The organism is Photobacterium arenosum, assembly GCF_014841115.1.
Classification (GTDB): domain Bacteria; phylum Pseudomonadota; class Gammaproteobacteria; order Enterobacterales; family Vibrionaceae; genus Photobacterium; species Photobacterium arenosum.
The window spans coordinates 165,675-192,074 of the sequence record NZ_JACYTP010000007.1; the positions used below are offsets into that span (position 1 = coordinate 165,675).

Annotated in this window: 25 protein-coding genes; 19 read left to right on the top strand and 6 right to left on the bottom strand. The window is 49.5% G+C overall.

What is annotated here, in order from left to right; all coding sequences use genetic code 11:
- Positions 1–19: 19 nt before the first annotated feature.
- From IFO68_RS12835 to IFO68_RS12870, 8 genes are all read left to right on the top strand, one after another.
- Positions 20–817 (top strand): SDR family NAD(P)-dependent oxidoreductase, encoded by a 798-nt coding sequence (locus IFO68_RS12835; RefSeq protein WP_192016239.1) that lies wholly within the window; start codon positions 20–22, stop codon positions 815–817.
- The gene (locus tag IFO68_RS12840) at positions 804–1,964 is read left to right on the top strand and encodes an acyl-CoA dehydrogenase family protein (RefSeq protein WP_192016240.1); all 1,161 of its coding nucleotides are present in this window, start codon (positions 804–806) and stop codon (positions 1,962–1,964) included. Before IFO68_RS12835 ends, IFO68_RS12840 begins: the two co-directional genes overlap by 14 nt.
- 71 nt (positions 1,965–2,035) lie before the next feature.
- Positions 2,036–3,532, top strand: a complete 1,497-nt coding sequence (locus IFO68_RS12845) for an AMP-binding protein (RefSeq protein WP_192016241.1) — start codon at positions 2,036–2,038, stop codon at positions 3,530–3,532.
- Entirely contained in the window at positions 3,522–3,749 is a 228-nt protein-coding gene (locus IFO68_RS12850; protein ID WP_192016242.1) for a phosphopantetheine-binding protein, read from the top strand. The genes IFO68_RS12845 and IFO68_RS12850 overlap by 11 nt, the downstream gene beginning before the upstream one ends.
- A gap of 9 nt (positions 3,750–3,758) precedes the next feature.
- Positions 3,759–4,781 carry a 3-oxoacyl-[acyl-carrier-protein] synthase III C-terminal domain-containing protein gene (locus tag IFO68_RS12855; protein WP_192016243.1) on the top strand — a complete coding sequence of 341 codons (1,023 nt, stop codon included), beginning with the start codon at positions 3,759–3,761 and terminating at the stop codon, positions 4,779–4,781.
- A gap of 155 nt (positions 4,782–4,936) precedes the next feature.
- Positions 4,937–6,010: a 3-deoxy-7-phosphoheptulonate synthase gene (locus tag IFO68_RS12860; RefSeq protein ID WP_192016304.1), complete on the top strand. Its 1,074-nt coding sequence runs from the start codon at positions 4,937–4,939 to the stop codon at positions 6,008–6,010.
- Between the two features lie 254 nt (positions 6,011–6,264).
- Entirely contained in the window at positions 6,265–6,588 is a 324-nt protein-coding gene (locus tag IFO68_RS12865) for a hypothetical protein (protein ID WP_192016244.1), read from the top strand.
- Between the two features lie 124 nt (positions 6,589–6,712).
- Positions 6,713–8,122 (top strand): PepSY-associated TM helix domain-containing protein, encoded by a 1,410-nt coding sequence (locus tag IFO68_RS12870; RefSeq protein WP_192016245.1) that lies wholly within the window; start codon positions 6,713–6,715, stop codon positions 8,120–8,122.
- 154 nt (positions 8,123–8,276) lie between these two features.
- Here the strand turns inward: IFO68_RS12870 and IFO68_RS12875 are convergent, their stop codons facing one another.
- From IFO68_RS12875 to IFO68_RS12890, 4 genes are all read right to left on the bottom strand, one after another.
- Positions 8,277–9,056 carry a phosphotransferase family protein gene (locus IFO68_RS12875; RefSeq protein ID WP_225445212.1) on the bottom strand — a complete coding sequence of 260 codons (780 nt, stop codon included), beginning with the start codon at positions 9,054–9,056 and terminating at the stop codon, positions 8,277–8,279.
- 4 nt (positions 9,057–9,060) lie between these two features.
- Positions 9,061–9,672, bottom strand: a complete 612-nt coding sequence (locus IFO68_RS12880; protein ID WP_192016246.1) for a LysE family translocator — start codon at positions 9,670–9,672, stop codon at positions 9,061–9,063.
- A gap of 133 nt (positions 9,673–9,805) precedes the next feature.
- Positions 9,806–10,249, bottom strand: a complete 444-nt coding sequence (locus IFO68_RS12885; RefSeq protein WP_192016247.1) for a phosphotransferase-like protein — start codon at positions 10,247–10,249, stop codon at positions 9,806–9,808.
- Positions 10,250–10,282: 33 nt separating this feature from the next.
- Positions 10,283–10,687: a GFA family protein gene (locus IFO68_RS12890; protein ID WP_192016248.1), complete on the bottom strand. Its 405-nt coding sequence runs from the start codon at positions 10,685–10,687 to the stop codon at positions 10,283–10,285.
- A 244-nt stretch (positions 10,688–10,931) separates the two neighbouring features.
- Between IFO68_RS12890 and IFO68_RS12895 the strand changes: the two genes are divergently transcribed.
- The 5 genes from IFO68_RS12895 (at position 10,932) to IFO68_RS12915 (ending at position 16,992) form a co-directional block, all read left to right on the top strand.
- Positions 10,932–11,858: a DMT family transporter gene (locus tag IFO68_RS12895; protein ID WP_192016249.1), complete on the top strand. Its 927-nt coding sequence runs from the start codon at positions 10,932–10,934 to the stop codon at positions 11,856–11,858.
- A gap of 588 nt (positions 11,859–12,446) precedes the next feature.
- Positions 12,447–13,127: a GntR family transcriptional regulator gene (locus IFO68_RS12900; protein ID WP_225445219.1), complete on the top strand. Its 681-nt coding sequence runs from the start codon at positions 12,447–12,449 to the stop codon at positions 13,125–13,127.
- A 54-nt stretch (positions 13,128–13,181) separates the two neighbouring features.
- Positions 13,182–14,051: a methylisocitrate lyase gene (gene prpB, locus IFO68_RS12905; RefSeq protein WP_192016250.1), complete on the top strand. Its 870-nt coding sequence runs from the start codon at positions 13,182–13,184 to the stop codon at positions 14,049–14,051.
- Positions 14,052–14,269: 218 nt separating this feature from the next.
- Complete coding sequence (gene prpC, locus IFO68_RS12910; RefSeq protein ID WP_192016251.1) at positions 14,270–15,457, top strand: bifunctional 2-methylcitrate synthase/citrate synthase; 1,188 nt, start codon at positions 14,270–14,272, stop codon at positions 15,455–15,457.
- An 83-nt stretch (positions 15,458–15,540) separates the two neighbouring features.
- Positions 15,541–16,992 (top strand): bifunctional 2-methylcitrate dehydratase/aconitate hydratase, encoded by a 1,452-nt coding sequence (locus IFO68_RS12915; RefSeq protein WP_192016252.1) that lies wholly within the window; start codon positions 15,541–15,543, stop codon positions 16,990–16,992.
- A gap of 101 nt (positions 16,993–17,093) precedes the next feature.
- Here IFO68_RS12915 and IFO68_RS12920 read toward each other — a convergent pair whose 3' ends face one another.
- A complete protein-coding gene (locus IFO68_RS12920) occupies positions 17,094–17,330 on the bottom strand; it encodes a hypothetical protein (protein WP_192016253.1) in 237 nt (78 codons plus the stop codon).
- Between the two features lie 255 nt (positions 17,331–17,585).
- On the opposite strand from IFO68_RS12920, the gene IFO68_RS12925 reads away from it, so the two are divergent.
- The 4 genes from IFO68_RS12925 to gcvA all read left to right on the top strand — a co-directional run bounded on the left by IFO68_RS12925 (position 17,586) and on the right by gcvA (position 21,505).
- Positions 17,586–17,753, top strand: a complete 168-nt coding sequence (locus tag IFO68_RS12925) for a hypothetical protein (RefSeq protein WP_192016254.1) — start codon at positions 17,586–17,588, stop codon at positions 17,751–17,753.
- Entirely contained in the window at positions 17,753–19,534 is a 1,782-nt protein-coding gene (menD, locus tag IFO68_RS12930) for a 2-succinyl-5-enolpyruvyl-6-hydroxy-3-cyclohexene-1-carboxylic-acid synthase (RefSeq protein ID WP_192016255.1), read from the top strand. The genes IFO68_RS12925 and menD overlap by 1 nt, the downstream gene beginning before the upstream one ends.
- Entirely contained in the window at positions 19,524–20,318 is a 795-nt protein-coding gene (menH, locus tag IFO68_RS12935; protein WP_192016256.1) for a 2-succinyl-6-hydroxy-2,4-cyclohexadiene-1-carboxylate synthase, read from the top strand. The genes menD and menH overlap by 11 nt, the downstream gene beginning before the upstream one ends.
- 260 nt (positions 20,319–20,578) lie before the next feature.
- Positions 20,579–21,505 carry a transcriptional regulator GcvA gene (gcvA, locus tag IFO68_RS12940; RefSeq protein ID WP_192016257.1) on the top strand — a complete coding sequence of 309 codons (927 nt, stop codon included), beginning with the start codon at positions 20,579–20,581 and terminating at the stop codon, positions 21,503–21,505.
- Between the two features lie 82 nt (positions 21,506–21,587).
- On the opposite strand, the gene IFO68_RS12945 is transcribed toward gcvA, so the two are convergent.
- The gene (locus IFO68_RS12945; protein ID WP_192016258.1) at positions 21,588–23,324 is read right to left on the bottom strand and encodes a BCCT family transporter; all 1,737 of its coding nucleotides are present in this window, start codon (positions 23,322–23,324) and stop codon (positions 21,588–21,590) included.
- A 310-nt stretch (positions 23,325–23,634) separates the two neighbouring features.
- Between IFO68_RS12945 and IFO68_RS12950 the strand changes: the two genes are divergently transcribed.
- Both IFO68_RS12950 and IFO68_RS12955 read left to right on the top strand, forming a co-directional pair.
- Positions 23,635–24,822: an aromatic ring-hydroxylating oxygenase subunit alpha gene (locus tag IFO68_RS12950; protein WP_192016259.1), complete on the top strand. Its 1,188-nt coding sequence runs from the start codon at positions 23,635–23,637 to the stop codon at positions 24,820–24,822.
- A 2-nt stretch (positions 24,823–24,824) separates the two neighbouring features.
- Positions 24,825–26,252 (top strand): aldehyde dehydrogenase family protein, encoded by a 1,428-nt coding sequence (locus tag IFO68_RS12955; RefSeq protein ID WP_192016260.1) that lies wholly within the window; start codon positions 24,825–24,827, stop codon positions 26,250–26,252.
- Positions 26,253–26,400: the final 148 nt, after the last annotated feature.

A 26,400-nucleotide genomic window follows, 5' to 3' on the forward strand; every position in this document is an offset into this window, starting at 1 on the left:
CCATTAAGGGACAAATACTATGAATATCTGGGTTGTGAGTGGTTGCTCCAGCGGACTTGGTCGTACATGGACTGAATCTATTATCAATGAACGAAAGGAAATCGTGATCGGAATTACTCGCTCTGAAGCATCAGCAGAAGAGATGGTCTCACTTTATTCGGAACGATTTATTCCTTGTATTGCTGATGTTCGTGATGAAAAAAGTCTGAAAGAACAGCTGACGGCATTAGCCCATCAAATTGGTACGCCAAATCGCGTGGTAACGTGTGCTGGCTATGCACAATTTGGGACACTGGAAGACTTATCTAATCAGCAACTGAGAGAGCAGTTCGAAACGAACATTGAAGGAACGCTGAACGTCATCAGGCCGTTACTGCCATTGATGCGGACTTTGGAAGAAGCAAGAATTTTGTTGGTTTCCAGTATGAGTGGTGTTGCTTGCTGGCCACTGTTGGGTGCTTATCAGATGAGTAAGTATGCCATTGAAGCATTAGGTGAAACCATGAGACTCGAACTTGAAGATACACCTATTCAGATTGGCATTATCGAGCCGGGTCCGCATAAAACCGGCTGGGCAACTGTTTCCGCAAAAAGGCAGAAGGTGAGTGATTACTATGACGAAGAAGCCCTGAAAAGTCGCGTGAGCTGTGGCTTTCAAGTGGAAGACCCGACAGCAAGTTTACCTTTTTTCTGGCATATGTTTGATCAAACCCAAATGCCGCTGAGAATTGCAACTTCAAAACCATTTGTTGACATGGTATGTGAAAAATCAATGGAAAACATGCAGTTACTGAGAGGTTCCTTTGAGCAATTATAACGATGTGCTACACACAAACTTGAGCGACAATATTAATGCTTTGATTGCATCCTATGCGCTCGAAGATGGTTCTGAATTATTGTCAAGGCAGACGATTCAAGCTCTCCAGAATAGCCCGTTACTGAGAATTCTTGACGAGAGCCCATTGAATGGCCCAGGCCTGTTGGGTGATGTGGTTTCTGTTTGTCGGTCTCTTGGCAAGATAGATGCTTCACTTGGCTGGCTCGTTGGTGTTTCGAATTCTTCATGGTCAATGAAAGCAAATTTTGATCTTCCTGAGACTGTTCTAGCGAACATGAATGAGAATTCGATGCTGTCAATGGTTCTGGGGCGCCCCGGTACTCTAGTTCCTGACAAAAATGGCGCAGGATGGCGCTTAAATGGGGAGTGGAAGTATGCATCCGGTTATCCATTGTCATCCTACTTTTTCGGTTTGGCTGCAACAAAAGAGGGGATTGTGAAAGTTGTTGTTATGCCGTCTCAGGCACTCAAGATCACTTCACCCTGGCATTCAACCGGATTACATGGCACACAAAGTGTCACGATTCAAGCGTGTGATGCCATGATCCCTGAATCATTCTCTGTGAATTATCAGCCAATATTGCATGGCAGTTTGAATGGCCGATTTGAAGGGCGCTCGTACGCTGGGTATTTCACCGGCGTGTTGATGAACTGCCTTGTTGGCACAATTTTAGGTGCAACCGAATCTGCACTTGATTATGTGGTGGCCAGTTTGCAGCGGCCAATCGGTGGCAGTACTTATGCCTCGATGCGAGACTCGGGTCCTGTCAGGTACGAATTAGGCCGTTTGAAAAGCAATTTAGATCTACTGATACGTGCGGCAGAGTATAACGCCAGCATCGTTGATTATGCCGTTGACAATGCGGCGACTCCTTTATCGAATAAGGACCGGGTTGAGATTCGAGCCAGAGCGACTCAGGTTATGAAAGGCTGTACTGAGATCGTTCAATCTTTGTTGTGGATTTATGGTTCGTCCGGCTTGGATACTAGTTGCCCGCTTGAGAAAATCTGGCGTGATGTGAATGTCGGGGCTCGGCATGGCGGCTTTTCAAAGTTAATTCCAGAGGAAATGATTGGACTGACGTTGCTCAATGCTGATCCGGTTTCACTGTCAAGAATGTTTTAATCGTTCATCTCTCATACAGCATCGTGTCAAATTAGTAATGTCTGTATGAGAGGTATTAATATGGAAATGATATGAACATCACCTCAGAGCTATGCCATGTAAATACAAGCCTTACATGTTTGAATGAAAAATTAGAATGGTTACTTTCAACACAACCGGATAAAGAAGCGCTGATCTGTGGTCAGGTAACTTTCAGTTATCAGCAGGTCATCCAAACAGCACTAGATATTTCAGAGCAATTCGTAGAAGCTGGTCTTGCTAAAGGTCATCGATTAGCACTGGATGCACCAAGATCAAGTGAGCTTTACTCTATTATTATTGCGTGTCTGTTATCTGGTGTTTCATTTATTTATGTACCAAGAAATTTAGAACCTGAAAGTAAAATTAAATTTGCAAAAGATACATCTTGTGCAGCGATATTTTCTTTCACTTCTTATTTTGATTTGTTAGATCAAAACTTGATCGGGACGGGATCTTTATCGATATTTTCTGATCGTCCTATCCCAAGAAATCCTCATCCTCGTTCTGGTACAGAGATTTATTGTGTCAGAACTTCAGGTACAACCGGTGAACCCAAAATTGTCCCAATCTATGACCGGCAGCTTACATCCTTTCTCAAGAATGTCGACATAGAATTCGACATACCAGCGAAGAGAAGATGGCTATGGTTACATGATTTGTCATTTGATTTATCGATATGGGAAATTATAGGGTGTCTATTTTATGGTGGCGGACTGGTGATTCTCAGTGAGGAAGAGAAAAGAGATCCAAGTAGCATATGGCGTGTTCTCGAAGAGAACTATGTCAACCAAATCATGGTAACACCTTCTGAATTCCGTTTTATTTTTAGTGAGGTTAAACCACAGGATGTGACAAAGCTGTCACTTGAAGAAATACTCTTTTGTGGTGAAAAGCTTTCTGTGGAAACAGTTAGGCCATTTTTTTCTGAATTTCATGGTCAAGAAGTTAGGTTAGTGAATACATACGGTCCCTCGGAAGCAACAATATTTTGCTCTGCACATACTGTGACTGAGCAAGATATTATGAACGGTTCAATACCGATTGGAAAAGCATTTCATGACATGATTTTTTCTCTTGGAGGTAAGGATAACGAACACGTCGGAGAGCTTTTATTACAAGGCGGTCAAGTTTTTGAAGGTTATGAAGGGCGACCTTTAGAGGATAATACATATAAGACGGGTGATATTTGCTCAGTTGATTATGATGATGTCTTTCATTATATCAAGCGGATAGGCGGATTTGTGAAAGTGAATGGTTTTCGGATCGATTTATTAGAGATTGAAGAGTATTTACAGTCAATTCCTGGTGTTGGCGAAGCCGTTGTTCTTGTTGAAAATAAATTAGAGGATTTATCCGTTTTATGTGCTTGCATTAATGTGATGTCTGACAGTTTGTTGACGACCAGAGACTTAAGGAAATTCTGTGCGAAGCTATCTCCTTGGTTGCGGCCTGCGCGTTATTTGATGATTCCACAAAATGATTGGCCAATGAATATTCGAGGAAAAACAAATAAGTCAGAGTTAGAGAGGAGACTATATGAAAAGTAATCATGAGATGCTAGAAACATTACTATGTGAAATCAAGGTCGTCCTCGGAGAGAATGATATTAGAGGCAGTGACAATCTGGTTGAGATGGGTGGTAACTCCATCATTGCCATGAAAATATCTGAGACGTTAAAAAAAAGAGACAAAATTTTAGTGAATGTAACACAATTACTTGGAGCTAGAATATCAGATGTCGAATTATCACAATTACAAGGGTAGATTGATTTCATGAAAATAATCAGTATGGACAACCAGCTATCAGTGTCTGAACACCTGGAAAGTGTCGATCACCCAAATCAGATGCAATTAAATACACTGAAATTTTCCGGGTACGCTCAATTTTGGAGAGAACCGGGAAGTGTCAGAGAAATGGCCGGTATTGCCGCCAAAAAAGCTCTATCGAAAGCACGGATTCGTCCTGAAGATATTGGTTTTATCGTTGCTGGTCAATCGGGTGTTCCTGACTATATTGGAATTGATTTTGCGTGCCAGGTCGGAGCAGAATTATCTTGTAAAGATATTCGAACAATTAATATTGTTGAGGGATGTAATAGCGGCATTAGTGTCTGGGAACATGCTGCGTCTCTCATGAAACAACTCCCTGTGGGTAAAGTTGGCCTTGTGGTGGTTGCTCAACGTATTAGCGAGGCACATCAAGACCGATTTGGTTTAATGAATGCGATCTTGAGTGATGGTGCGGCTGTCGCAGTGGTTGCGCCTGAGCATTGGGCGACGGATGGGGCTGCTTTACATTATCTCGGTGCTGAAGATATATCAGATTGCCGTTTTGTGGACATGATGCGTGTTGAGCATGGTGGTGCCCTGCAACCGTATGTCACGGAGGTATTTGATGCTCGTCATGACAAATTGGGGCGTGAACGTATCGCAGATATTTATAATTTTGACGCAGATGCTTTAAATGATTTTTTGACCCTGCGTACCGAGAATAATATTAAGATTATTCAGAAGGTTATCTCTAAAAGTAAAAGGAAAATAGAAAATCCGTTTCTTATTCAAACATTGGAAGGTCAGCAAAGCATTGAAAGCCTATGTGCTAAGTTGGATATACCAACGGATAGAAGTAATTTGGAATTATTATCTGAAGTGGGACATGCCGGTTGTGCTGATTTACTAATATCGTTGGATGTTTTGGTAGATAGAGAGATTATAAAGCCAGGTGATGATATTATCATGAGTACTATTTCAACAGGTTTAAAGTGGGGGGCTGCTATTTTTCATTATCAAAAATGATATGAATAATTCTATTCTATCTATTACTTTTATGATCAAATTCAAACCCACTTTCGATAAGTTTATGCTGAAAGTGTTTGTGTCTAGGGATGAGATGATGTTTTGTATTGGCCTTGAAACGTCATTTTTTAAAGAGTGAATTGAATCGGTTTATTATGGAAAGTACTCTTGAAGTAAATGATATTGAATACAGCGAATTAGATTTTATATCTCCTTCTTTGTTGAAATCTCAATATCCCATATCAGCAAATGAAAAGTTCGAAATTAATAAGTTCAGAAAAACTATTTGTGACATCATTGATGGCAATGATCCCAGATTACTCGTGATTTGTGGGCCATGTTCTATTCATGATCCTTATGCTGCTATTGAGTATGCACAGCGATTGAAGCGGATTTCTGAAAAAGTTGAAGGTCAAATTTTTATTGTAATGCGGGCTTATCTTGAAAAACCGCGCACTGTCTCCGGATGGAAGGGATTGATCAACGATCCTAATATGGATGGAAGTTGCAATATTGAGCAAGGGTTAAAAGTATCGAGAGACTTTTTAACTCATCTTGTTCAACTTGGTATACCATTAGCAACGGAAGTGCTTGACCCAAACATTTCACACTATTTCAATGATATTTTTAGCTGGGCAGCTGTTGGGGCCAGAACTGCCGAGTCTCAAATACATCGTGAGCTTGCATCAGGTCTTTCGATGCCAGTTGGATATAAAAATACAACCAGTGGCAGTGTTTTACCTGCAATTCATGCGATACAGTCATCTTCGTTATCGCATAGCTATATTGGAGTGAATGAGGACGGAAAAGTTTGCTTGATTAGAACGCCAGGAAATTCTCATGGACATATTATTCTCCGGGGAGGGAAGTCGCCCAATTATAGCCATGAGCATGTGATAGACCACGTGTCGGAAATGAAGAAAATGGGTGTTAGACCGAACGTTGTGGTCGATTGTAGCCATGGGAATTCAGAGAAAGACTTTCGTCGTCAATCTATTGTCGCCGATTCAGTGATCACTCAAATTACACAGGGAAATCGCCATATTGTTGGATTAATGCTTGAGAGTCACCTTCACGAAGGGAATCAACCTATTCTTGTACAACGTGAACTGATGAAATATGGCGTTTCTATTACGGATGGCTGCATTAGTTGGCAAGAAACTGAGAAAATCTTGTTGGATATTAATCAAAAAATGAAGAAAGTGAACACTAGGAAGACAAGCGAATGATACAGCTAAAGTTTGAACCTTGATGGTTTCGAGCTGACCCCTGATTGGAAAAGGATGCATGAATAAATTATCTCGGTGTTTGGCAAAGACCAAACACCGAATATTATGCATGAATATCGGACCATTTCAGCCCGAATTTTGCCAGATGAATCAATAATTCCCCACTTCTTCTTGTTAAGTGAACTATCAGCCACTAGTATTCAATCGCTATCAGGACGAGAGTATCAATGCGGCAAGGAAAACCACTACACAGAATGATGATTGTTGCCAGCTTTTTGAGCTGGCTATTGCTCATTGCTATGCCTGTGGTCAATGCCCATCACCAGCCTGCGGGAACCTGGGCCAGCTTGTGCACACTGGGCGGTTTTAAACTCGTTAAACTGGCTGATGGTAAAGATCAGCTCAAGCATGATACTCAGGGGCACTGTCCCATCGGTGTTTTCAGCCTGGCTCATATTGATGAAAGATGGCTGGGGCTGGGTGAGCCAGGCCTCGCACAACCAGCTAACACCTATCAGTTCACGCCTCGCCAGTGGCACTATTTTCTTTCGCCTTCCAGAGCACCGCCAGCGGTTTAACCGGGATAGATCCGTCTTCTCCCCGGCTTACATATTTCCCAAACATTTCTCTATGCTGGTTGTTTCTGCCTGACAGACAGAAACAGTGTAACTGTGCGTATTTTTCGCACTGGAAGGTAACTCAATGACAAATAATAACGAGACTCTGGCGCAGCAGGAAAAGCTGCCATCACCACAACGTAACGGCTACCTGACGGCCTGGCGCTGGCATTTTTATGCCGGTTTGTATGTGGTGCCTTTTTTGCTGATGCTGGCGGTGACTGGCCTGATGATGCTCTACGCGGGGACGATTGATAGTATCCGTTTTAAAGACCTCCTTTTTGTCGAGCCGGCCGCTCAAAGTCTGCCTGTCAGTCAGCAGATCAGTGCTGTTCAGCAAGCCTATCCCCAAGCCACAATTAATCAATATTTAACCCCTAAGCAACCTGAAGATGCGGCGCGTTTTGCGGTAGTGACAGCAGATGGACACGGCTTGTTCGTGACAGTGAACCCTTACACAGCTGAAGTGCTGGGCTCGCTTGATCGCGATAACAACCTGTACACGCTGGCGAATGAAATACACGGCACGCTGCTTATCGGCGATATTGGCGATCGCCTGATTGAGCTGGCGGCGAGTTTTGCTGTGATCCTGATTGTGAGCGGCGCTTACATGTGGTGGCCGTGTGACAACGCCAGCAGAGCAGGTGCGCTGCGCGTGCGTTTGACCAGCGGCAAGCGTACGTTCTGGCGCGATCTTCACGCGAATATTGGGGTATTAACGTCTGTGTTTTTACTGCTTTTTCTGCTGTCAGGACTGTCCTGGTCGGGGGTTTGGGGCAGCAAGATGGTGCAGGCATGGAACAGTTTTCCCGCGGGGGTATTTGGTGATGTGCCGCTCTCGGATGCTAAGCATGCCGACATGAACCACGGCGAACTGGAAGAAGTGCCGTGGAACCTGGAGCAAACGCCCATGCCTGTGTCCGGCTCACATGCCGGTCATCAGGGTATGGTGGGCAAGGTGGATCTGGAGTCGGTTGTTTTGTTTGTCAAACAGCTGGGTTTTACGTCGTTTCGTGTCAATCTGCCTAAAGGTGAGCAGGGCGCATACAGCGTGCTGCAAAGTACCATGAGTAACGATATTAACGATGCGACGCAGGATCGCACCCTGCACATCGACCAGTACACAGGCAAGGTACTGGCAGATATCAGGTACGAACAATATTCCCCGATGGCGAAAGTGATGGCGTGGGGCATTGCGCTGCACGAGGGCGACTTTGGCTGGTGGAACAAAGCAGCAAACACTGTGCTCTGCCTGGCATTCATTGTGATCAGCCTGAGCGGTATCGCGATGTGGTGGCTGCGCCGACCGAAAGGCAAGCGTATGCTTTCTGCCCCGCCAGCACCGAAGAACATGACGCTGTGGAAAGGAGCAACGGTTGTGATTGCAGTGTTAGGCGTCTGCTTCCCGCTGGCCGGGATCACGATTTTAATTGTGCTGCTGGCCGACCGTCTGATCTTCAGCCGGGTCCCGACACTCGCGCGATTCTTTGGGTAATTTTCATTTCCCTCCCCTTGGCAAGGGGAGGGTGGGGTTTGAACAGCGCGCACGGATTTGGCATTTGTGCTCTGTAACCCCCTCCTAACCTCCCCCTTGAAAAGAGGGAGTAACTGTCCGAGTAGTGTAGTCCATAACAGGCATGATTTTCGGATCATGCAGCTAAATTGAGCCAGTCGGGGATAACCTGCCGAAACCAGCTCAGATATTGTTCCGCAGACGCTTTTTTTCGGTCTTTCAGCAGATTTACCACCTCCACCACAATCCAGGCTTTGGCGAGGATAATCTGTCGGACAAGTTGGTCTTCCGGCATTAACGTCGAATACGCCAGATACCGACGGGCAATGGCTTGATAGTCTTCCACAGTCCCCATGCCCTTCACCAAGGGGGCTAAATCGATGGCCGGGCTGCCCCGGCCAAATCGTTCCCAGTCAAACAAAACCAGCTCTCCCTGATCGCGCCGTCCCCAGTTTCCTGTATTACTGTCGCCGGATAAACAGGCGATCGGTAGAAAAAGATCGGAAGATTTTGATTGAAGCTGACACAACTGCTGTCCGGCAGCGGAGGGTAATTGCAGGTGCTTCAAAGCGTGTTCTGTCTGCTGGATTGTCCATTGGTGGAGGCGAACCGGCTGTTGTGCGGGGATGGAGTAATGATGAATGGCCGCCAGCTGGCGAAACGTTTCCTTGTCGGCATTTAAGGCCTCCAAAGACATTGAATGGGGAATATATTCAAGGTGTAACTGGCGAGTGTGTGCATCACAGTGGTACACCTTGGGGGTCTGAATCCCCAAAAGCTGCATTTGCGGGGCAATGTCCTGATAAAAGCACATCTCGACATGGCTGACATTGTGTTTTTCAATACACGGGCTGCCGTTGCGCGTTCTCAGAATAACCTGAGCACGGCCCATTTGTGTTAATTCCTGATCTGTCATGTGATTACGCCCAGTGATTCCAAATTTCTCTCACGACAGGCAGCACAGAGACAACCAGCAATGCGGACATGGTGTAGTTAAACAGACGGCGATACTTGTCCTGAGTCAGTGTTTTTTTCAGCAGGGATCCAAACATCAGCCAGACTCCAACGCACGGAAAGGAAACCAGCAAAAAGATGAGCGCCAGCATCATATTCTGGCCATAAAAATCCGCTCCCACTGTGGTGAAAGCAGCGATGGCACCTGTCGCGACAACCCAGGCTTTGGCGTTAATCCACTGAAACAGAGCTCCTTTCATGAAACTGAAGGGTTGTACCTGTGAGCCGGACGATCCGACATTGCCGGAGCGGGCAATCAACCAGGACAGGTACAATAAGTAAAGAACGCCCAGGCATTTAATGATGAAATGCAGGCTGGGAAACAGCTCAAATAATTGACCAAATCCAATGCCCACCAAAAGCAGCATGATCGCAAAACCCATACAGATCCCACTCAGCAGCGGCAGGCTTTTTTTCACCCCGAAATTCAGCCCTGAAGTCATCACCATAATATTGTTCGGCCCCGGTGTGACGGAAGATGACACGGCAAAAAGAACCATAGCGTACAGATAATCCATAATTGATGCGCTCCTGTTGGGCTGAATCGGATATTTGTGGTTTCGGGTGATGCTCAGAAAATGAGCACCCTTCTGATATGAAGATGAGTGCAATTCAGATCAAGCGCTGAATGCAAAAATAATCAGACAATGATCAGGAAATGTCATTTCGGGTCTTGGCACCGCGGTTCATGGCACGCAGAATCTGCTGTGCGCAGGCCAGAGGGGAATGCGTGTCTGTGTTGATCTCAATATCGTACCGGATCCCCTCATGGACCCGGCTTGCCTGCTCGATGGCAGAGCCTTCCAGACGATCACCCCGTTGTTTTTCCCGTTGGATCAGAAGCTCATCGGCACAGAATATCCCCACGAACAGGCATTGTTTACCGGCAAGGACGGATTGCCAGACAGCCATTTCTTCTGCGCCATTGATGGCATCGTCGACAATCACTTTCAGGCGGTTTGATTTTTCAGGCATCATCGCGATGAAGGTGTCGATACCAAGGTGCAGATAGTAATCGTTCAGACAGTGTTGCAGCTCGCGGGCAATTGAGCTTTTACCTGCACTGCTGGGTCCGTTGAGAAAGATGAGATCCATTTTTTTCTTACGTTTAATAGTGCGCAGCAAGAGTTACTCCGGAAACCCCGGCAGGTGTTGAGTTAGCATACCGGCTTTGTGCCAGGATGCCTGCTCATCGCAGAAAATCTGGCAGTCAGGTGATTTAGAAGACTGCTCGTTCAGTGAACCTGCCGGCACAATCAGGGCTTTCCCGCTCTGTGACAAATAGGGCAGGTTCGCGCCGCATTGGCCGCAAAAGGCATTGGAGAAGGTGCGTGTCGGGTGGTTGTACCTCACTATGGCTTGTTCACCCTGCTCCCACCGGATATTGTTCGGCTGGGTAAAAAGGTTGGAAGCATGGGCTGAACCCGTCAGTTTTTTGCACTGATCGCAGTGGCACAAATAAAAATGAGAAAAATCGTCATCCAGTGAAAAGGTGACTGTTCCGCACAGACAACCGCCATGTAATTTACGCATTAAACATTCCTTGTTATTCGTAACCTGCTAAACGTTGGATTTAACACTATTGCATATTGTTCAAACTGTAAATGCAAAAATAATCAACGCAATAAAGCTGGCAGCCAGCTGATGGCGTTTTTGTTTAATATTCATATTGATGCGTAACATCATTGATAGTAGCCTGATACCAGCATGCAACATTGACGTCAGTTGGCTCAATGGCGAATTGGCATTCTCTCTTCCCTACACACAGAGAAACTTCATGGATAGAAAACATACCTTTGGTGTCATTCTGGCACTGCTTGCCGCTTTTTTTAACGGCATGGTTGGCATACTGAGTGTTAACCTGTTTCAGTCGGGCCTCTCGCCGGAAGCCGTGGCATTTTATAAATGCGTCGTTGCTTTGTTGATCATTGTGGTGTTACTGGCTGCCACCGGACAAATCGCTACCTTGCTTACTTATGTAAAAACCAAATGGAAAGCCTTGTCTGTGTGCAGTTTCTTTGGCTTTTTCATGCTGTATTTTTTTGAAACGGCGTCCTACGAAACACTGAACGTTGCTGTGGTGGTCTTCCTGCTGTTTGGTGTCTCTACGCTGGTAACATTTTTTGCCAATGCGCTGTTTGAAAGGCGAAACCTGGTGGCGCAGGAATGGATGTCGGTACTGTTCGCGGTACTGGGTTTGTACCTGATCTTCATGGAAAATGAGAACATCGCCAGTTCGGATAATACCGGTTTTGTGTTTGCGGTACTGGCGGGTGTGGGTTACGGGCTGTTTTTGGTGCTGAATAAGAAACTGAACATTGGCGGCGGGTTAGTTCCGGTTGGCGGCCTGCTGCTGTTTGGTGTGGTGTATCTGTTTGTTCCCTTTTCCATGTCGGGCTTTGTTGGTGTTGAAAGCGATGTCTGGTTAACCCTCTTATTGCTGGCGCTGCTGCCCACCATAGGCGGCTTCTGGTGCACGACTAAGTCCCTGACGATATTAAAAAGCCAGACGGTTCAGCTGGTTGAGCTTTCGGAGCCTATTTTTGCTTTGATGCTGGGTTTTATTTTCTTAGGTCAGTTAGTCTCGCCGATGCAGATGCTGGGCGGAGGCTGCATTTTGGGTGCGATTCTGATCCATGAAGTGAAGCTGTCCACCTTGAAATCACTGAGTAAGCGAAAAGTGGCGACGGACTCGACCCGGTAAACTTTCCTCTTCTTATCTGCATACACTACAGATCAAACAGCCAGCCTCAGACTGGCTGTTTTTTGTTGCCTCAAAGCGCAGTGTACACACGCGCTTTGTTAGTATTTCCTTGTTCGTCCTGGCCGAGGTGCTTTTTCTGCCGGAGTGGTTTTTATCGCTGGAAAAGCATATTGAACAGCGTGCCAGACCTATCAACCTCTGACTTTTCAAGCCTTAGAATGTGATTAAGAGCGGAGGTGCTCCGTCTGTTTAACTGCCCGGATTGGAGATGATTTTTTATCGGTCGCGCTTTTCCCGGTTATTTTGCGGTCTGTTTGCGAAAATGCACTATTGTTAACACAGCTGGGTTAGCCGTTCAGGGTTTACCATGCCCATTTTTCCTTTCTCTATTTTCTCTCGTCGATCTCCCTCACATTGTCGACAATTCTATTCATCCAGATTTACTTTGTGTTAACAATTGGCTTGTTTTTTATCTTTTATAGGTCTATTTTTTCCTTGTTGATTAAGTATTGTTGACAATGTTGGTTGATTGGGAGGTTGGAGAGAACTGTGAGTATTGATATTGTAGACAATGTGCAAGATCCCACGCTGACTGTGAGCGGTAAAGCTGACGCTGTAAAAGAGCCGACCAAATCCAACAGTTTGCTGGAAGTGCTGGTAGAGCGCATCGTCACCGGGGTTTTTCCTGCCGGCAGCAAGATATCTGAACCTGAACTGGCCCGCCAGTTTGCCGTTAGCCGCGGCCCGCTGCGTGAAGCCATGATGCGGGTTGAAGCCTTGGGTTTGGTCGAGCGCATTCCCCATGTCGGCGCCCGGGTCGTTGCACTCAGCCCGCAGAAACTGGCTGAAATCTATGCGGTGCGGGAAGCGTTGGAAGGTATGGCGGCGCGTCAGGCCTGTGAAAAAATCACTGATGAAGAAATTGCCGGGCTGGAAGTCTTATTGCAAACCCATCAGACCCATATTGAGCAGGTCGAGGGTGCCTCCTATTTTCATCAGCACGGTGATTTCGATTTCCACTACCGGATCATCAAAGCCAGTCGAAACAGCAAGTTAATCAGCTTGTTGTGCGATGAGCTTTATCACTTGCTGCGTATGTACCGCTATCAATCACCGCGTTCGCATTCACGTCCGGAGCGGGCACTGAACGAGCACACACAGATTCTGGCAGCGATAAAGGAGCGCGACGGCGAACTGGCTGAAATGCTGATGCGTCGCCACATAATGCGCAGCAGAACACTGATCGAAAGTCAGTTAAAAAAGGACTGATACTCAGCAGAATGCGTTCTGCCGGATAATTCTTACAACAACAAGGAGCAAGTTATGAAGCCAGGACAGCGTTTCCGTCAGGCTGTTGCAGATAACCACCCGCTGCAGGTGGTGGGTACGATCAATCCATACTGCGCCATGATGGCAAAGCAGGTGGGTCACCAGGCTATTTACCTGTCTGGTGGCGGGATCGCCAACGCCTCTTATGGCCTGCCGGATCTGGGGATCACTACTCTGAATGATGTGACGGAAGACGTGCGCCGGATCACCGCCGCCTGTGACCTGCCGATGCTGGTGGATATTGATACCGGTTTTGGCGGTGCATTCAATATTGCCCGCACCATTCGCGAAATGGAGCGGGCCGGTGCCGCCGCGGTACATATGGAAGATCAGGTGGCGCAGAAACGCTGCGGACACCGTCCGAATAAAGCCATTGTCAGTCAGGCTGAAATGGTGGATCGCATTAAAGCGGCAGTTGATGCCCGTCAGGATGACAGCTTTGTCATCATGGCCCGTACCGATGCGCTGGCCGTTGAAGGGATGGATGCTGCGATCGAGCGGGCCATTGCCTGTGTTGAAGCCGGTGCCGACATGATTTTCCCGGAAGCCATGATTTCTCTCGAGCAGTATCGCCAGTTTGTTGATGCGGTAAAAGTGCCCGTGCTGGCAAACATCACAGAGTTTGGTGCAACGCCGTTGTTTTCCTGCGAAGAGCTGGCCGCGCAGGGTGTCGACATGGTGCTTTATCCATTGTCAGCATTTCGTGCCATGAACAAAGCGGCACTGAATGTCTATCAGCATCTGATGACAGACGGCCACCAGCGCAACGTGGTTGAGCAGATGCAAACCCGTGAAGAGCTTTATGATTATCTTGGCTACCATGAATATGAGCAAAAGCTGGACAAACTGTTCAGCGGACAGTGACAACATGCGCGGATATTCCCTCCCCTTGGCAAGGAGAGGGTTAGGGTGGGGTTCGTATGGTGTGCGCAGATTCAGAAATTGTGTCCGGTAACCCCCTCATAGCCTCCCCTTGAAAAGGGGGAGGGACAGAAAGAATTCATGCAACAGAAGAAGAGAAGGCGTACGAAGTCAGCGTCTCAATCCAATAACGTGACGACCAGTAACAAAAGGAGCCTGTAATGACTGCGACACAATCAGTGACAGCGGACAAAGAAAACACGGCAAACAAGGACAGTTCACTCAACAAGCCACTGGGCGGGGCAGGTCTGCGCGGTCAGAGTGCCGGCAGCACCGCACTGTGTACCGTGGGTAAAACCGGTACCGGCCTGACATACCGTGGCTATGACATCACGGATCTGGCGCACAATGCCCAGTTCGAAGAAGTGGCTTATCTGCTGCTGAAAGGCAAACTGCCGACCCAGGCTGAGCTGGATCAGTACAAAGCGACACTGAAAGCTAAACGCGGCTTGCCCGATGCATTGAAAACCGTACTGGAAGCGATTCCGGCACAGGCGCACCCGATGGACGTTATGCGTACCGGCTGCTCCATGCTGGGTAACTTGGATCAGGAAACGGATTTCAGCCAGCAGGCAGACAAAACCGACACTTTACTGGCTATGCTGCCTGCCATCATTTGCTACTGGTACCGCTACAGCCACGACGGGGTGCGCATCGATACCGCCAGTTCTGAGCAGGATTGTACCGGCGGATATTTTCTGGAAATGCTGACCGGTAAGACGCCGTCGGAACTGCATAAGCAGGTTATGCATTGCTCGCTGATCCTTTATGCCGAGCATGAGTTCAATGCCTCGACCTTCACCGCTCGTGTCTGCGCTTCCACGCTCTCTGATCTGCATTCATGCATTACGGCGGCGATCGGCAGCCTGCGCGGCCCGCTGCACGGCGGAGCGAATGAAGCGGCGATGGCGATGATCGAACACTGGAAAACCCCGGACGAAGCGGAAAGCAATATCCTCACTATGCTGGCGAACAAAGACAAAATCATGGGCTTTGGTCATGCAATTTATCGCGACTCAGATCCACGTAACGCGCTCATCAAAGAGTGGGCACGTAAGTTGTCGGCCGATGCCGGTGACGCCCATTTATACGCGGTGTCTGAGCGGGTGGAAGCGGTGATGAAACGCGAAAAAGGCCTGTTTGCAAACGCGGACTTTTTCCATGCCTCGGCGTACCATTTTATGGGCATTCCCACCAAGTTGTTTACGCCGATCTTTGTCATGAGCCGCGTCACCGGCTGGGCCGCGCATGTATATGAGCAGCGTGAGAATAACCGCATCATCCGGCCGAGTGCAGATTATATCGGCCCGGATCATCAGGACTGGCTGCCGATAGACCAACGCGTCTAGCCGTTAACTTATTTACCTCCCCGCCAACCGGGGAGGACTAACCACACAGACTAATAACGACTCAGAAGTAAAAGGAAAGATGAATGAGCCTCAACGTTGAACTGAATGAACGCCCGCAGCCGGATGAACTGCTGGTAAAAATTGCCGATTATGTGGCCAATAGCGAAGTTACCTCAGCCGAGGCCTATAACACCGCCCGTAACTGCCTGATGGATACTCTGGGCTGTGGCCTGCTGGCACTGCGCTTCCCTGAATGCACCAAGCACCTGGGCCCGACAGTGCCGGGTACGACGGTACTGAACGGCGCGCGTGTACCGGGAACCTCCCATGAGCTGGACCCGATCACCGCTGCGTTTAACATCGGCTGCATCATTCGCTGGCTGGATTTCAATGACACCTGGCTGGCCGCAGAATGGGGCCATCCGTCCGACAACCTGGGCGGTATTCTGGCCACGGCTGACTACCTGAGCCGTGTTGCTGTTTCGGAAGGCAAAGCGCCGCTGACCATGCGCGACGTGCTGACCGCCATGATCAAAGCCCATGAAATTCAGGGCGTACTGGCGCTGGAAAACAGCTATAACCGCGTAGGTCTGGATCATGTGTTGCTGGTGCGTGTGGCATCAACGGCTGTGGTGACTAAGATGCTGGGCGGAAACCGCGATCAGATTATAGATGCCGTGTCTCAGGCCTGGGTCGATGGCTGTGCGCTGCGCACCTATCGTCATGCGCCGAATGCCGGCTCCCGTAAATCCTGGGCCGCGGGTGATGCCACCTCCCGTGCCGTTCGTCTGGCGATGATCACCATGAAAGGCGAAATGGGTCTGCCGTCTGTGCTGACTGCACCTAAATGGGGTTATTACGATGTGCTGTTCAACGGCCAGCCGTTCAGGCTGAATCAGGATTTTGGCAGCTATGTGATGGAAAATGTGCTGTTTAAGATCTCTTTCCCGGCAGAGTTCCACGCCCAGACAGCGGTAGAATGTGCGGTGACACTGCATGATCAGGTAAAGAACCGTCTGGATGACATCGAACGTATCGAAGTGACCACGCACGAATCTGCCATTCGCATTATTTCCAAATCCGGCGATCTGGCCAACCCTGCCGACCGCGATCACTGCCTGCAGTACATGATTGCTGTGCCTCTGATTCACGGCGATCTGATTGCAGAGCACTATGAAGATGACTTCCACCGTGGCGACAGCCGCATTGATGTGCTGCGCAGCAAAATGGAAATCATTGAAGATAAGCGTTACAGCGCCGAATATCTGGAATCAGACAAACGCTCGATTGCCAATGCTATTCAGATTTTCTTCAACGATGGCACCAGCACCGAGAAGGTCTCGGTCGAGTACCCGATTGGTCACCGTCGTCGCCGTGAAGAAGGCATTCCTGTGCTGGAGCGTAAGTTCAGACGCAACCTGCTGACCCGCTTCCCGCAGGGCATGAGCGATAAGATTGTTGAGCTCTGTAGTGATCAGGCCAAGCTGGAAGCCACCCCGGTGAATGAGTTTATGGCGATGTTTGCCATTAACTGATCACAATGTGGAATTGCCCATCTGTAACAGAAACCGGCGTATTGAGCGCCGGTTTTTTTGTCTGTTCTTAATCGTATGATCACACAAGACAAGGCTGCGCATCAGTGAAGAACGGGCTGGGAAATGGCTTTTCTCAATTGTTCAAGTACATACTCAGCAGATACCAGGATCACAAACTTCACTGTGGGTAACCGAAACGTGCTGTCTGTCACCGGCATTGCCGGAAAGGCCTGACTCATCGGCCAGTGTGGCGGCGCCAATGTCTGATGGTTGGTATTATTGGATCTTGGGCTGCACTCTGTTAATTCCAGATGCAGTCTGGGTAGTTGCGTCAGCATGCTCACCTCAATTTACAGGCAGGAGTTTTCCTGTCATCCCTCAAAAAAATAAACGCACTGAAAGTAAGGCTAATGGCTCTCTAGCTATTGATATAAGGGCGAAAAAGCGAACTTCAAGTCTCTGTACTCAGGTTCTTTATGGTTCACGATAAAAAATGAGAACAATATTGATCTGGTGCATCTCAGGGTAGCTGACTGAGCAGTAGAATGCGGGCTGAGTTCGGCTGATGTCCTATTTTGCTCTGCGAGGTCAAGGTGTTGCATTTTTGTCAGACGGCCAGTGTGCTTATTGAACGTGTTCACACGGCACCGGAAGGTATTGCCCGGCTGAGACAGCCGCTGGCGGCTCTGTCTGACGTGTCGGGCTTGCTGGCATTAATCGAAGATTTCTCCGCCGTCACGCAAGTGTCTGAGGTGGCCTGATGATTGGAGAACAGGCTCACCTGAACCGGATCTGGGCACGAACCCTGCTCGAAGAATTGTCCCGCCTGGGGGTGACTGAGATCTGTCTCGCCCCCGGTTCACGCTCGACACCACTGGCGCTGGAAGCCGCCGCGCATCCGGTACTGAATCTGCATACCCATTTTGATGAGCGCGGCCTGGGCTTTCTTGCGCTCGGTATGGCCAAAGCCAGCGACCAGCCTGTAGCGGTTATCGTAACCTCCGGCACCGCCGTGGCCAATCTGTTACCGGCTGTGGTTGAAGCGGGGCTGACCGGTGAAAAGCTGGTGCTGCTGACCGCCGACCGGCCTGCCGAATTGATCGGCTGCGGCGCCAATCAGGCGATCTGCCAGCCGGGAATCTTCTCTTCTCATGTGACCGCCAGCCTGGATTTGCCCAGCCCTTCTGTGTCTGTCCCGTTAAGCTGGCTGCTGACATCGGTAGATGAGCTGTTGTTTCGCCAGCACCAGCAGGGTGGCGCGGTGCACATAAACTGCCCGTTTCCGGAGCCTTTGTATTCGCCTGACCCGCCGGATGAATCGTGCTATTACACAGGATTGCTCGCTCACTGGCGAGTCACGGAACAGCCTTATACCTGTGTGTCTGTTCAGCCTGCACGGGTCACTGTGCCTGATGATATTCAGGCGCTGCGCAGCAAAAAGACGGTCATTATCGCCGGTGGCATGTCTGTTTCAGACGCGCAGGCGGTGGCCGCACTGGCGGCAGCGCTGGAATGTCCGCTGCTGTGTGATCCGCAGTCGGGGATCGGCAGTGACTGGGCGCATTACGATCTCTGGCTGCAGGTTGACGAGCTGGCCGCGCCGCTGAATGAGTGCAATCTGATCCTCCAGTTTGGCTCGCGCCTGATTTCTAAGCGCCTGACTCAGTGGATTGCCCGGCAGGCCAGTGAAAGGCAGGGCGATTACTGGTATGTATCGGCCGACAGGGCGCGCCACAATCCGGACCACCTGCCGCAACGCCATTTTGTCGCGAGTATTGCTGACTGGGCAAACATGGCCCTGGCAGCGTTAGCAAATACCGCCGCTGATGATCCGCTGCCCGGACAGATGCATCAGCAGTCACAACAGCTTCAGCAGCACAAGGGACATGATCCGCAGTGGCGACAGGCACTGCGGCAGACGGCGCTGCAGGTTCATGCCAGAGTCGGCAGCTATTTAGCGGCCTGTGGTGCAATGTCGGAGCTGGCACTGGCGATGGATCTGAGCCTCAGAGGCCAGCAGGCGAGCCTCTTTCTGGGTAACAGCCTGATTGCCCGGCTGGTCGACATGTTTACCGTAGTTAACGGGCGTACTGTTTACACTAACCGGGGCGCTTCGGGTATTGACGGGCTGGTTGCCGCTGCGGCAGGGGTGCAGCGTACCAGCGGCAGTCCTTTGATCTTGCTGCTGGGGGATACTTCGCTGCTGCATGATCTGAATTCACTGGCGTTATTGACTCACAGCAAAACACCTGTGGTTATCGTCGTAACGAACAACGACGGCGGTGCCATTTTTGATCTGCTGCCTGTCCCGCCGGACAGTAAACAGCATCTGTACCAGATGCCGCATGGCTATCAGTTCGAACATGCTGCCCGTCAGTTTGGGCTGGCGTATTGTAAAACCGCGACACTGTCTGCTTATCAAACGGTTGTGAATGAGCATTTGCTTGCCGGGACAGGCGCGCTACTGGTGGAGATTCAGACGCCGCCGGGAGAAGCCTGCGAGCAGCTCAGTCAGTTCATCAGAGATTTGCATGCTCTGTAGCCGGTTTCTAACCCGGAGCGATCAGCCGGATCGTCCGGTACTGGTGTTTCTCCATGGCCTGCTGGGCAGCGGAGCAGACTGGCTTGACTGCGCTCAGTGGCTGCAAGCCTATCCCTGTATCGGGCTGGATTTGCCCGGTCATGGCGGCAGCCGCGCTGTTGTCTGTCACTCTCTGGATGAGGCCGCGGGACAGGTTCGCGATACTCTGATCCAGCATCAGCTGGCGGCCCGTCCTCTGGTGCTGGCGGGCTACTCACTGGGCGCCCGTATCGCCATGCACGGAGTGGCCAACGGCCTGTTTGCACCGCTGAATATCCGGCTGCTGGCGGTGGAAGGCGGTCACTTTGGTCTGACTTCCAAACAGGAACAAATGGTGCGGTGGCGACAGGACTGTCGCTGGGCCCGCCGGTTCCGCCGTGAGCCTGTCGGTACGGTGTTGGCCGACTGGTATCAGCAACCTGTTTTTGCTTCGCTTAATCATGTGCAAAAACAAAGTATGTTTAATTGCCGCAGTGATAACCTCGGGGCCGGTGTTGCCGCCATGCTGCTCGCGACGTCATTGGCCCGGCAAGCTTACCTGGCGGATGCGCTCAAGTCGCAGCACGTGCCACTGCATTACTTTTACGGCGGACACGACAGCAAATTTTCACGAATGGCGAATGACAGCCGGGTGCCGGCAAGCTGTATCGCCGATGCCGGACACAACGCCCATAAAGAACAACCGCAGGCTTTTGCGATGGCGCTCAGGCGTCAGCTGAATCAGTCCCTTGAAATGATATTGTGATCTGAGAGTGAGGATGACGATATTCAGTACCGCACAGCTTGCTTTTCCTTTCCATTGTGAAATGGACAGAGTGTTCTTATTCTGGATTTAATTATCTATGATTTAAGTCTCTGTCTTTGATTATTTTAATTGTTGTTTACTGATTTTTGCCCAGAATAGACAAGCGTTCCTCACGTCGTTCTATCCTTAATATTGAAATATTAACGGATGAATTATGTGAGCATTATAAGAATTTCAGAACAAGTCTGACTGGAAAAAGAATGAGAATCAAACCGCTTCCCCCACTAAACAGCTTAGTTGCCTTTGAAGCTTCGGCCCGGCACCTGAGTTTTACCCTGGCAGCTGACGAACTGAATGTGACTCAAGGTGCAATTAGCCGACAAATTCGCCAGCTGGAGGAATACCTTGGCACAGCGATGTTTACACGCGCAAGCAGGAGTATTTACCTGACACCGACAGGACTTCAGTATTATCAGTCGATCAGCCATTCGTTGCTGGATATTGCCCAAGTCACTGGCGAAGTGAAGAAGTGGCAGGGCGACCATAAAATCACGGTGGCGACAACCAATGCGATGGCGGCACTGTGGCTGCTTCCTAAAGTCGCTGAATTTCAGAATGCGCATGATGACATAGATTTGCGGATTTTAGCATCTGATAACATTCAGGACTTACGGCGGCTCGATTGTGATATAGCGCTTTTCTATTGCCGCACACCACCAGCCGACATGCACGTCACCACCTTGTTTGCTGAAGAGGTTTTTCCGGTCTGCAGCCCGGCATACCTTGAGAAAATCGGTCATCCGACCGAGCCTGAAGATGTGTTCAGCAAAACCTTGCTCTTGCTGGAGGAGTCACAAAGAGACTGGGTGAATTGGGAGGAGTGGTTTCATGCCGTGGGGCTGCCAAATATCACACCTAAAAACCGGATGAATATTAACAATTATCCAATGTTGTTGCAGGCGGCTATTAATGGGCAGGGTATCGCACTGGCATGGGGTTCACTGGTGGATGATTACTTACAAAGTGGTGCCTTAGTCAGGCCAGTGGAGCAAGTGTTGTCGACTGAATCAAATTTCTCGATGCTGGAGCCCATTGGCAGGGGGGTGATGCCAGCGAGCGTGAAGCGCTTTCGCGAGTGGTTATTGCATCAACTCCCGGATGAAGTCGGTGAGAAGGGTTTGATCTAAAAGGATTTTATCCACGCTCAGTTGAACAAAAAAAGCTGGAACTCAGGTTCCAGCTTTTGAATGGATTAGCTTCGCTGGTGCTTTAAGACAATAAGGGTTTTTGGTGGGTTGCCCCTTCTGATTGCGCCGCTGGTGTTGTGTCTGTTTTCAGGGGGGATTTTGGTTCAACGAGTGGTTCGACCGGGCCGTCCAGCTTTTCCTGTTCAGGGTGAACATGCTCCGGAAGCATTGCCCAGGGTTTGGGTTCACGACGCAGACAGTGAAACAGAGTCATACTCATGACGGCGATGAAAATGGCAATCGGGAAGCCAGCGATGATTGATGCCGTTTGCATGGCCTTCAGTCCACCAGCATAGAGCAAGACAGCGGCGATGACTGCAATCATTATTCCCCAGAGTATTCTGATCAAAGTCGGTGGCTCACTGTCACCGGCTGCATCAAGGGTACACAACACCAGCGTGCCTGAATCCGCTGAGGTGATAAAATAGGTGCCAAGCAGTACACAGGCTAGAACGCTCAACAGCTTGCCAAATAAACCCGTATCCAGGTTATCGAACAGGGTAAATAAGGCTCGAGTGGTATCTGCTTTGGTTGCATCCAGAATCGGTCCGCCCGTGAAAGCGGTGGATGGTGTTTGATTGGTCTGCTGCGCGGCTGCAACGACAGTTTGCTCCTGATGGGCAATGCGAGCGTCCTGCTCAACTTTTAGTGCTGCGCCGCCGAAAACCGAGATCCACAGGAAGGTGATCAGGGTAGGTACGATTAATGCCCCGCCTATCAGCTCGCGGATAGTGCGTCCTTTTGAAATCCGAGCGACAAACATGCCAACAAACGGTGCCCAGGTCATCCACCACGGCCAGTAATAGGCTGTCCACCAGTTTTGCCAGCCAGAGTCATTTTGCGCATCGCTCCACAGGCTCATGCCGATAATATTCTGCGCATAAGCGCCAGTACTTTCCAGCAAGGTGTTCAGAATGTAACGCGTTGGGCCAATATAGAGAACGATCACTACCAGTAGCAGCGAAAGCAACATATTCCATTCTGAAAGACGCCGGATGCCTTTGCCAATGCCGGACAGAACGGATGCCACCGCGCAGGTACACAGAGTGACAATAATCACCAGCTGGGTCCCCAGACTGATGTCGATGCCAAATGCCTGATTCAATCCAGAGTTAATCTGGATCACTCCCATACCCAGTGTTTGGGAAATACCAAATGCCGTAACCGCAACCGTTAAAATGTCGACAGTGTGGCCGATGGGGCCGTAAATTCGATCGCCGATTAAAGGGTACAGAATAGAACGGAGTGTGAAGGGGAGATCTTTACGGTATGAAAAATAGGCCAGTGCTAAAGCCACAATGATAAACACTGACCATGGGTGTAAACCCCAGTGAAAGAAGGTCAGTTGCATTGAGGTGGCGGCAGATTGATTGGTCAGTCCTTCAGTAAAAGGATTGTCAGCATAGTGCCACATTGGTTCGGCGACTGACCAGAAAATCAGTCCGATTCCCATGCCGCCAGAAAACAGCATGGACACCCAGGACAAATAGCTAAACTCCGGCTTTTCATTGTCTTTTCCGAGCCGGATATGGCCGTATCGGCTGATCATTAAATAAATAAGAAACCCGACAACCAAGGACACCAGACCAATATAAAACCACTTCATATTCTGCAATAAAATGCTGGAAATGGTTTCGAAATATTGCCCTGCCTGGTTGGCGAGGATAGCGCAGAAAAGCACAAACCCTATCACGACAACTTTTGACGCGATCGTAACAGTAGGGTTTAGCCCTTTCAGTATCCCTGATGTTGCTCTCATAAACATCCCTCTCAGTGCGTGCTGCTCAGTGTTGTTACGTTCTTGTTAATTTTTTGAAGAGTAGAGAGTGCGGAAAGACGTTTCAACTGATTATTTGTCATCCATGAATGAGCTCAGATCATGGAACATTAATTTTATCAATAACAGGGTCTGGCATTATCAGTCCGGCGGATAGAAGTATGACAATTTCTCATTAACACCCTCCAAAAAAGTCGTTTGTTTGTTGCGATGTTGTTAACCAGAATCAGCATCATTAACACATCACCATGTTGTGATCACGGAATGCAATTTCACTTGCGGAGAAAAGAACATGAGCAATGTCAATCAAACCATCATCCCGATTGAGCTGGTCGATCGCGTATTGAATCCGATCAGCGAGGCAACAGGTATGCCGAACGAGGCCTATACCCACGCCGAGTATTTCACCTTTGAGCGTGACCACGTCTTCGGACAGACCTGGGTCTGCATCGGCTTTGCTTCAGATCTGGTGAAGAATGGCTATGTGAAGCCGATTACGTTTATGAATTTGCCCCTATTGCTGATGAAGAACCGTCAGGGGGAAGTGCAGGTTTTTCACAACGTCTGCAGTCACCGCGGTATGAAACTGGTGCATGAAGCGGGTGAAGTTCAGGGAATGATTCGCTGTCCTTATCATTCCTGGACTTATGATCTTGATGGCAACCTGAAAGGCACACCACATATCGGTGGGATCGCCAAGCATAAAGACGACAGATTCAAATGCGAAAAACACGGCCTGAAACCGTTGCGCTCTGCTATTTGGATGGACATGGTTTTTGTCAATTTGTCTGGTGATGCGCCGAGCTTTGAAGAGCATATTGCGCCTCTGGAGCAGCGCTGGCATGGCTTTGTCGGGGACGATGGGCTGGGTTTGCTGCGCCGCGTGAACATGGGCGGCAATCTGGAAATCGAAGTGAACTGTAACTGGAAGCTGGCCGTCGAAAACTACTGCGAGGCTTACCACCTGCCTTGGGTACACCCGAGCCTGAACAGCTACTCCCGGCTCGAAGATCATTACAACATTATGTTTGCTGAGCGTTTTGCGGGCCAAGGCAGTCTGGCCTACAACCTGTCTGATACCGCTGGGACGCATCTGCCGAAGTTTCCGGGCTGGCCTGCGGACAAGCTTCGTCATGCTGAATACGTGTCGCTGTTTCCGAATGTGCTGCTGGGCATTCAGGCTGATCATGCCTTCGCCATGATGATTGAGCCTATCAGTGCAGATAAAAGCATTGAGCATTTACGTATTTTTTATGTCGGGGATGAAGCAACCCAGGATGAATTCGCAGCATGCCGCACCGCAACGGTTGAATCATGGCGTGTGGTGTTTGGTGAAGACATTGGCGCGGTAGAAGGCATGCAGCAAGGCCGTTATTCACCGGGCTTTGGCGGTGGGGTGTTCTCGCCGGAGATGGATATACCGACGCATTTCTTCCAGACATGGCTGGCGAAGCAAGTAAAGTCGGCGATGGAGGGCTGATCATGACGCATTTTCTGAATTATATCGATGGTCAGTGGTGTGATGCAGACCGTTCGCTGACAGTCATGAATCCGGGTACAGCGGAAGTGTATGCGACGGTAGCGCAGGCCAGTATTGCTGATGCAGACCGCGCGATGGCTGCCGCACGCCGTTGCGTAAATGAAGGGCTGTTGTCGGATGTGCGCCCCGCGATCCGATCACAATGGATGCTGAAAGCCGCCGCAGCGATTCGCGAGCTGGTTGATGAAGGCGGACTGATTGCTTGCCGTGAAAACGGCAAATCGCTGCAAGATGCAAAAGATGAATTTTTAGAGTCAGCACGCTACTTCGAATATTACGCGGGTATGGCCGATAAGCTGGAAGGAACCTCCATTCCACTAGGAAAAAATTATATCGATTTTACGCAATATGTGCCGTTTGGTGTTTCTGTGCAGATTGTGCCGTGGAATTTCCCCGTTTCAATTTGTGCTCGCTCGCTGGCCCCCGCGTTGGCTGCAGGCAATGCTGTGGTGATTAAGTCCCCGGAAATATCGCCATTGGCCATGACGCTGCTGATAAAAGCAATTGAAAAAGCAGGCTTCCCGCAAGGTGCCATTCACTTACTTTGTGGAAAGGGGACGGAAATTGGCAGCCATTTAGTGCAGCATCCGGAAGTGGATCAGATCGTCTTTACCGGCTCGGTGCCCACCGGCCAGCGTATCTTGCAAGATGCTGCGCACAGAGCAACTCCGTCTGTGATGGAACTGGGCGGAAAATCGGCGGCGATTGTCCTCAGAGATGCTGATCTGCAAACCCTGCTGAAAAGCGTTCAGGCCGGGATCTTTTTCAACGCAGGTCAGGTGTGCTCTGCGATGTCGAGACTGCTGGTGCACAAAACCCGCTATGAGGAAGTGAAGGCGGCGGTTGTGGCTATGGCGGAAGGGCTGGTCATCGGTCAGGGTGAAAGTCAGCCTGATATGACACCGCTGATCTCCAAAGAGCAGCAAACGCGGGTGCTGGCGATGATTGAACAAGCCAGACAGGAAGGAGCCAAGATCCTGACCGGGGGTTATGCACCTGAGTTGTCTGGTTACTTTGTTGCACCAACTGTGATTGAAGCAACCCCTGACATGCAGATAGCACAGGAAGAAGTCTTCGGTCCTGTTCTGGTCATCACGCCTTTTGAGACAGAGCAGCAAGCGATAGATATCGCTAACGGAACCGTGTTTGGTTTGGTGGCAGGGGTGTTTGGCGAGAGCCTGAATCAGACATTACGGGTGGCTCAGCAACTGCGTGGCGGCCAGGTTTTCATTAACGAATGGTTTGCTGGCGGTATTGAAACCCCGTTTGGTGGCGTTGGGCTGTCTGGCTTTGGCCGGGAAAAAGGACAGGAAGCGATCTATAGCTATGTCCATACACGTAATATCGCGATTCGGTTACAGCTCGACTGAAATGACGTAACAGAATCCGTTCCCTTTCCCCCTATCAGCGTGATCTGGTTGGCGGAGTGAGTCCGGCGGCCCGGTACGGGTGAAAGGGGATGAACCGGATACTGCTGGCAGGCATAGGGTAACAGCAATACCTGACTGGCTTCATGGC

What these genes read in the sequence shown, in the direction of transcription:
- IFO68_RS12920 (WP_192016253.1), bottom strand. Translation starts at nt 17,330, where the DNA reads ATGCTGACGCAACTACCCAGACTGCATCTGGAATTAACAGAGTGCAGC.
- IFO68_RS12860 (WP_192016304.1), top strand. Translation starts at nt 4,937, where the DNA reads ATGGAAAGTACTCTTGAAGTAAATGATATTGAATACAGCGAATTAGAT.
- IFO68_RS12875 (WP_225445212.1), bottom strand. Translation starts at nt 9,056, where the DNA reads ATGACAGATCAGGAATTAACACAAATGGGCCGTGCTCAGGTTATTCTG.
- IFO68_RS12865 (WP_192016244.1), top strand. Translation starts at nt 6,265, where the DNA reads ATGATGATTGTTGCCAGCTTTTTGAGCTGGCTATTGCTCATTGCTATG.
- prpB (WP_192016250.1), top strand. Translation starts at nt 13,182, where the DNA reads ATGAAGCCAGGACAGCGTTTCCGTCAGGCTGTTGCAGATAACCACCCG.
- IFO68_RS12955 (WP_192016260.1), top strand. Translation starts at nt 24,825, where the DNA reads ATGACGCATTTTCTGAATTATATCGATGGTCAGTGGTGTGATGCAGAC.
- IFO68_RS12835 (WP_192016239.1), top strand. Translation starts at nt 20, where the DNA reads ATGAATATCTGGGTTGTGAGTGGTTGCTCCAGCGGACTTGGTCGTACA.
- IFO68_RS12855 (WP_192016243.1), top strand. Translation starts at nt 3,759, where the DNA reads ATGAAAATAATCAGTATGGACAACCAGCTATCAGTGTCTGAACACCTG.
- gcvA (WP_192016257.1), top strand. Translation starts at nt 20,579, where the DNA reads ATGAGAATCAAACCGCTTCCCCCACTAAACAGCTTAGTTGCCTTTGAA.
- IFO68_RS12880 (WP_192016246.1), bottom strand. Translation starts at nt 9,672, where the DNA reads ATGGATTATCTGTACGCTATGGTTCTTTTTGCCGTGTCATCTTCCGTC.
- IFO68_RS12885 (WP_192016247.1), bottom strand. Translation starts at nt 10,249, where the DNA reads ATGGATCTCATCTTTCTCAACGGACCCAGCAGTGCAGGTAAAAGCTCA.
- prpC (WP_192016251.1), top strand. Translation starts at nt 14,270, where the DNA reads ATGACTGCGACACAATCAGTGACAGCGGACAAAGAAAACACGGCAAAC.
- IFO68_RS12950 (WP_192016259.1), top strand. Translation starts at nt 23,635, where the DNA reads ATGAGCAATGTCAATCAAACCATCATCCCGATTGAGCTGGTCGATCGC.
- IFO68_RS12845 (WP_192016241.1), top strand. Translation starts at nt 2,036, where the DNA reads ATGAACATCACCTCAGAGCTATGCCATGTAAATACAAGCCTTACATGT.
- IFO68_RS12890 (WP_192016248.1), bottom strand. Translation starts at nt 10,687, where the DNA reads ATGCGTAAATTACATGGCGGTTGTCTGTGCGGAACAGTCACCTTTTCA.
- IFO68_RS12870 (WP_192016245.1), top strand. Translation starts at nt 6,713, where the DNA reads ATGACAAATAATAACGAGACTCTGGCGCAGCAGGAAAAGCTGCCATCA.
- menD (WP_192016255.1), top strand. Translation starts at nt 17,753, where the DNA reads ATGATTGGAGAACAGGCTCACCTGAACCGGATCTGGGCACGAACCCTG.
- IFO68_RS12850 (WP_192016242.1), top strand. Translation starts at nt 3,522, where the DNA reads ATGAAAAGTAATCATGAGATGCTAGAAACATTACTATGTGAAATCAAG.
- menH (WP_192016256.1), top strand. Translation starts at nt 19,524, where the DNA reads ATGCTCTGTAGCCGGTTTCTAACCCGGAGCGATCAGCCGGATCGTCCG.
- IFO68_RS12915 (WP_192016252.1), top strand. Translation starts at nt 15,541, where the DNA reads ATGAGCCTCAACGTTGAACTGAATGAACGCCCGCAGCCGGATGAACTG.
- IFO68_RS12945 (WP_192016258.1), bottom strand. Translation starts at nt 23,324, where the DNA reads ATGAGAGCAACATCAGGGATACTGAAAGGGCTAAACCCTACTGTTACG.
- IFO68_RS12895 (WP_192016249.1), top strand. Translation starts at nt 10,932, where the DNA reads ATGGATAGAAAACATACCTTTGGTGTCATTCTGGCACTGCTTGCCGCT.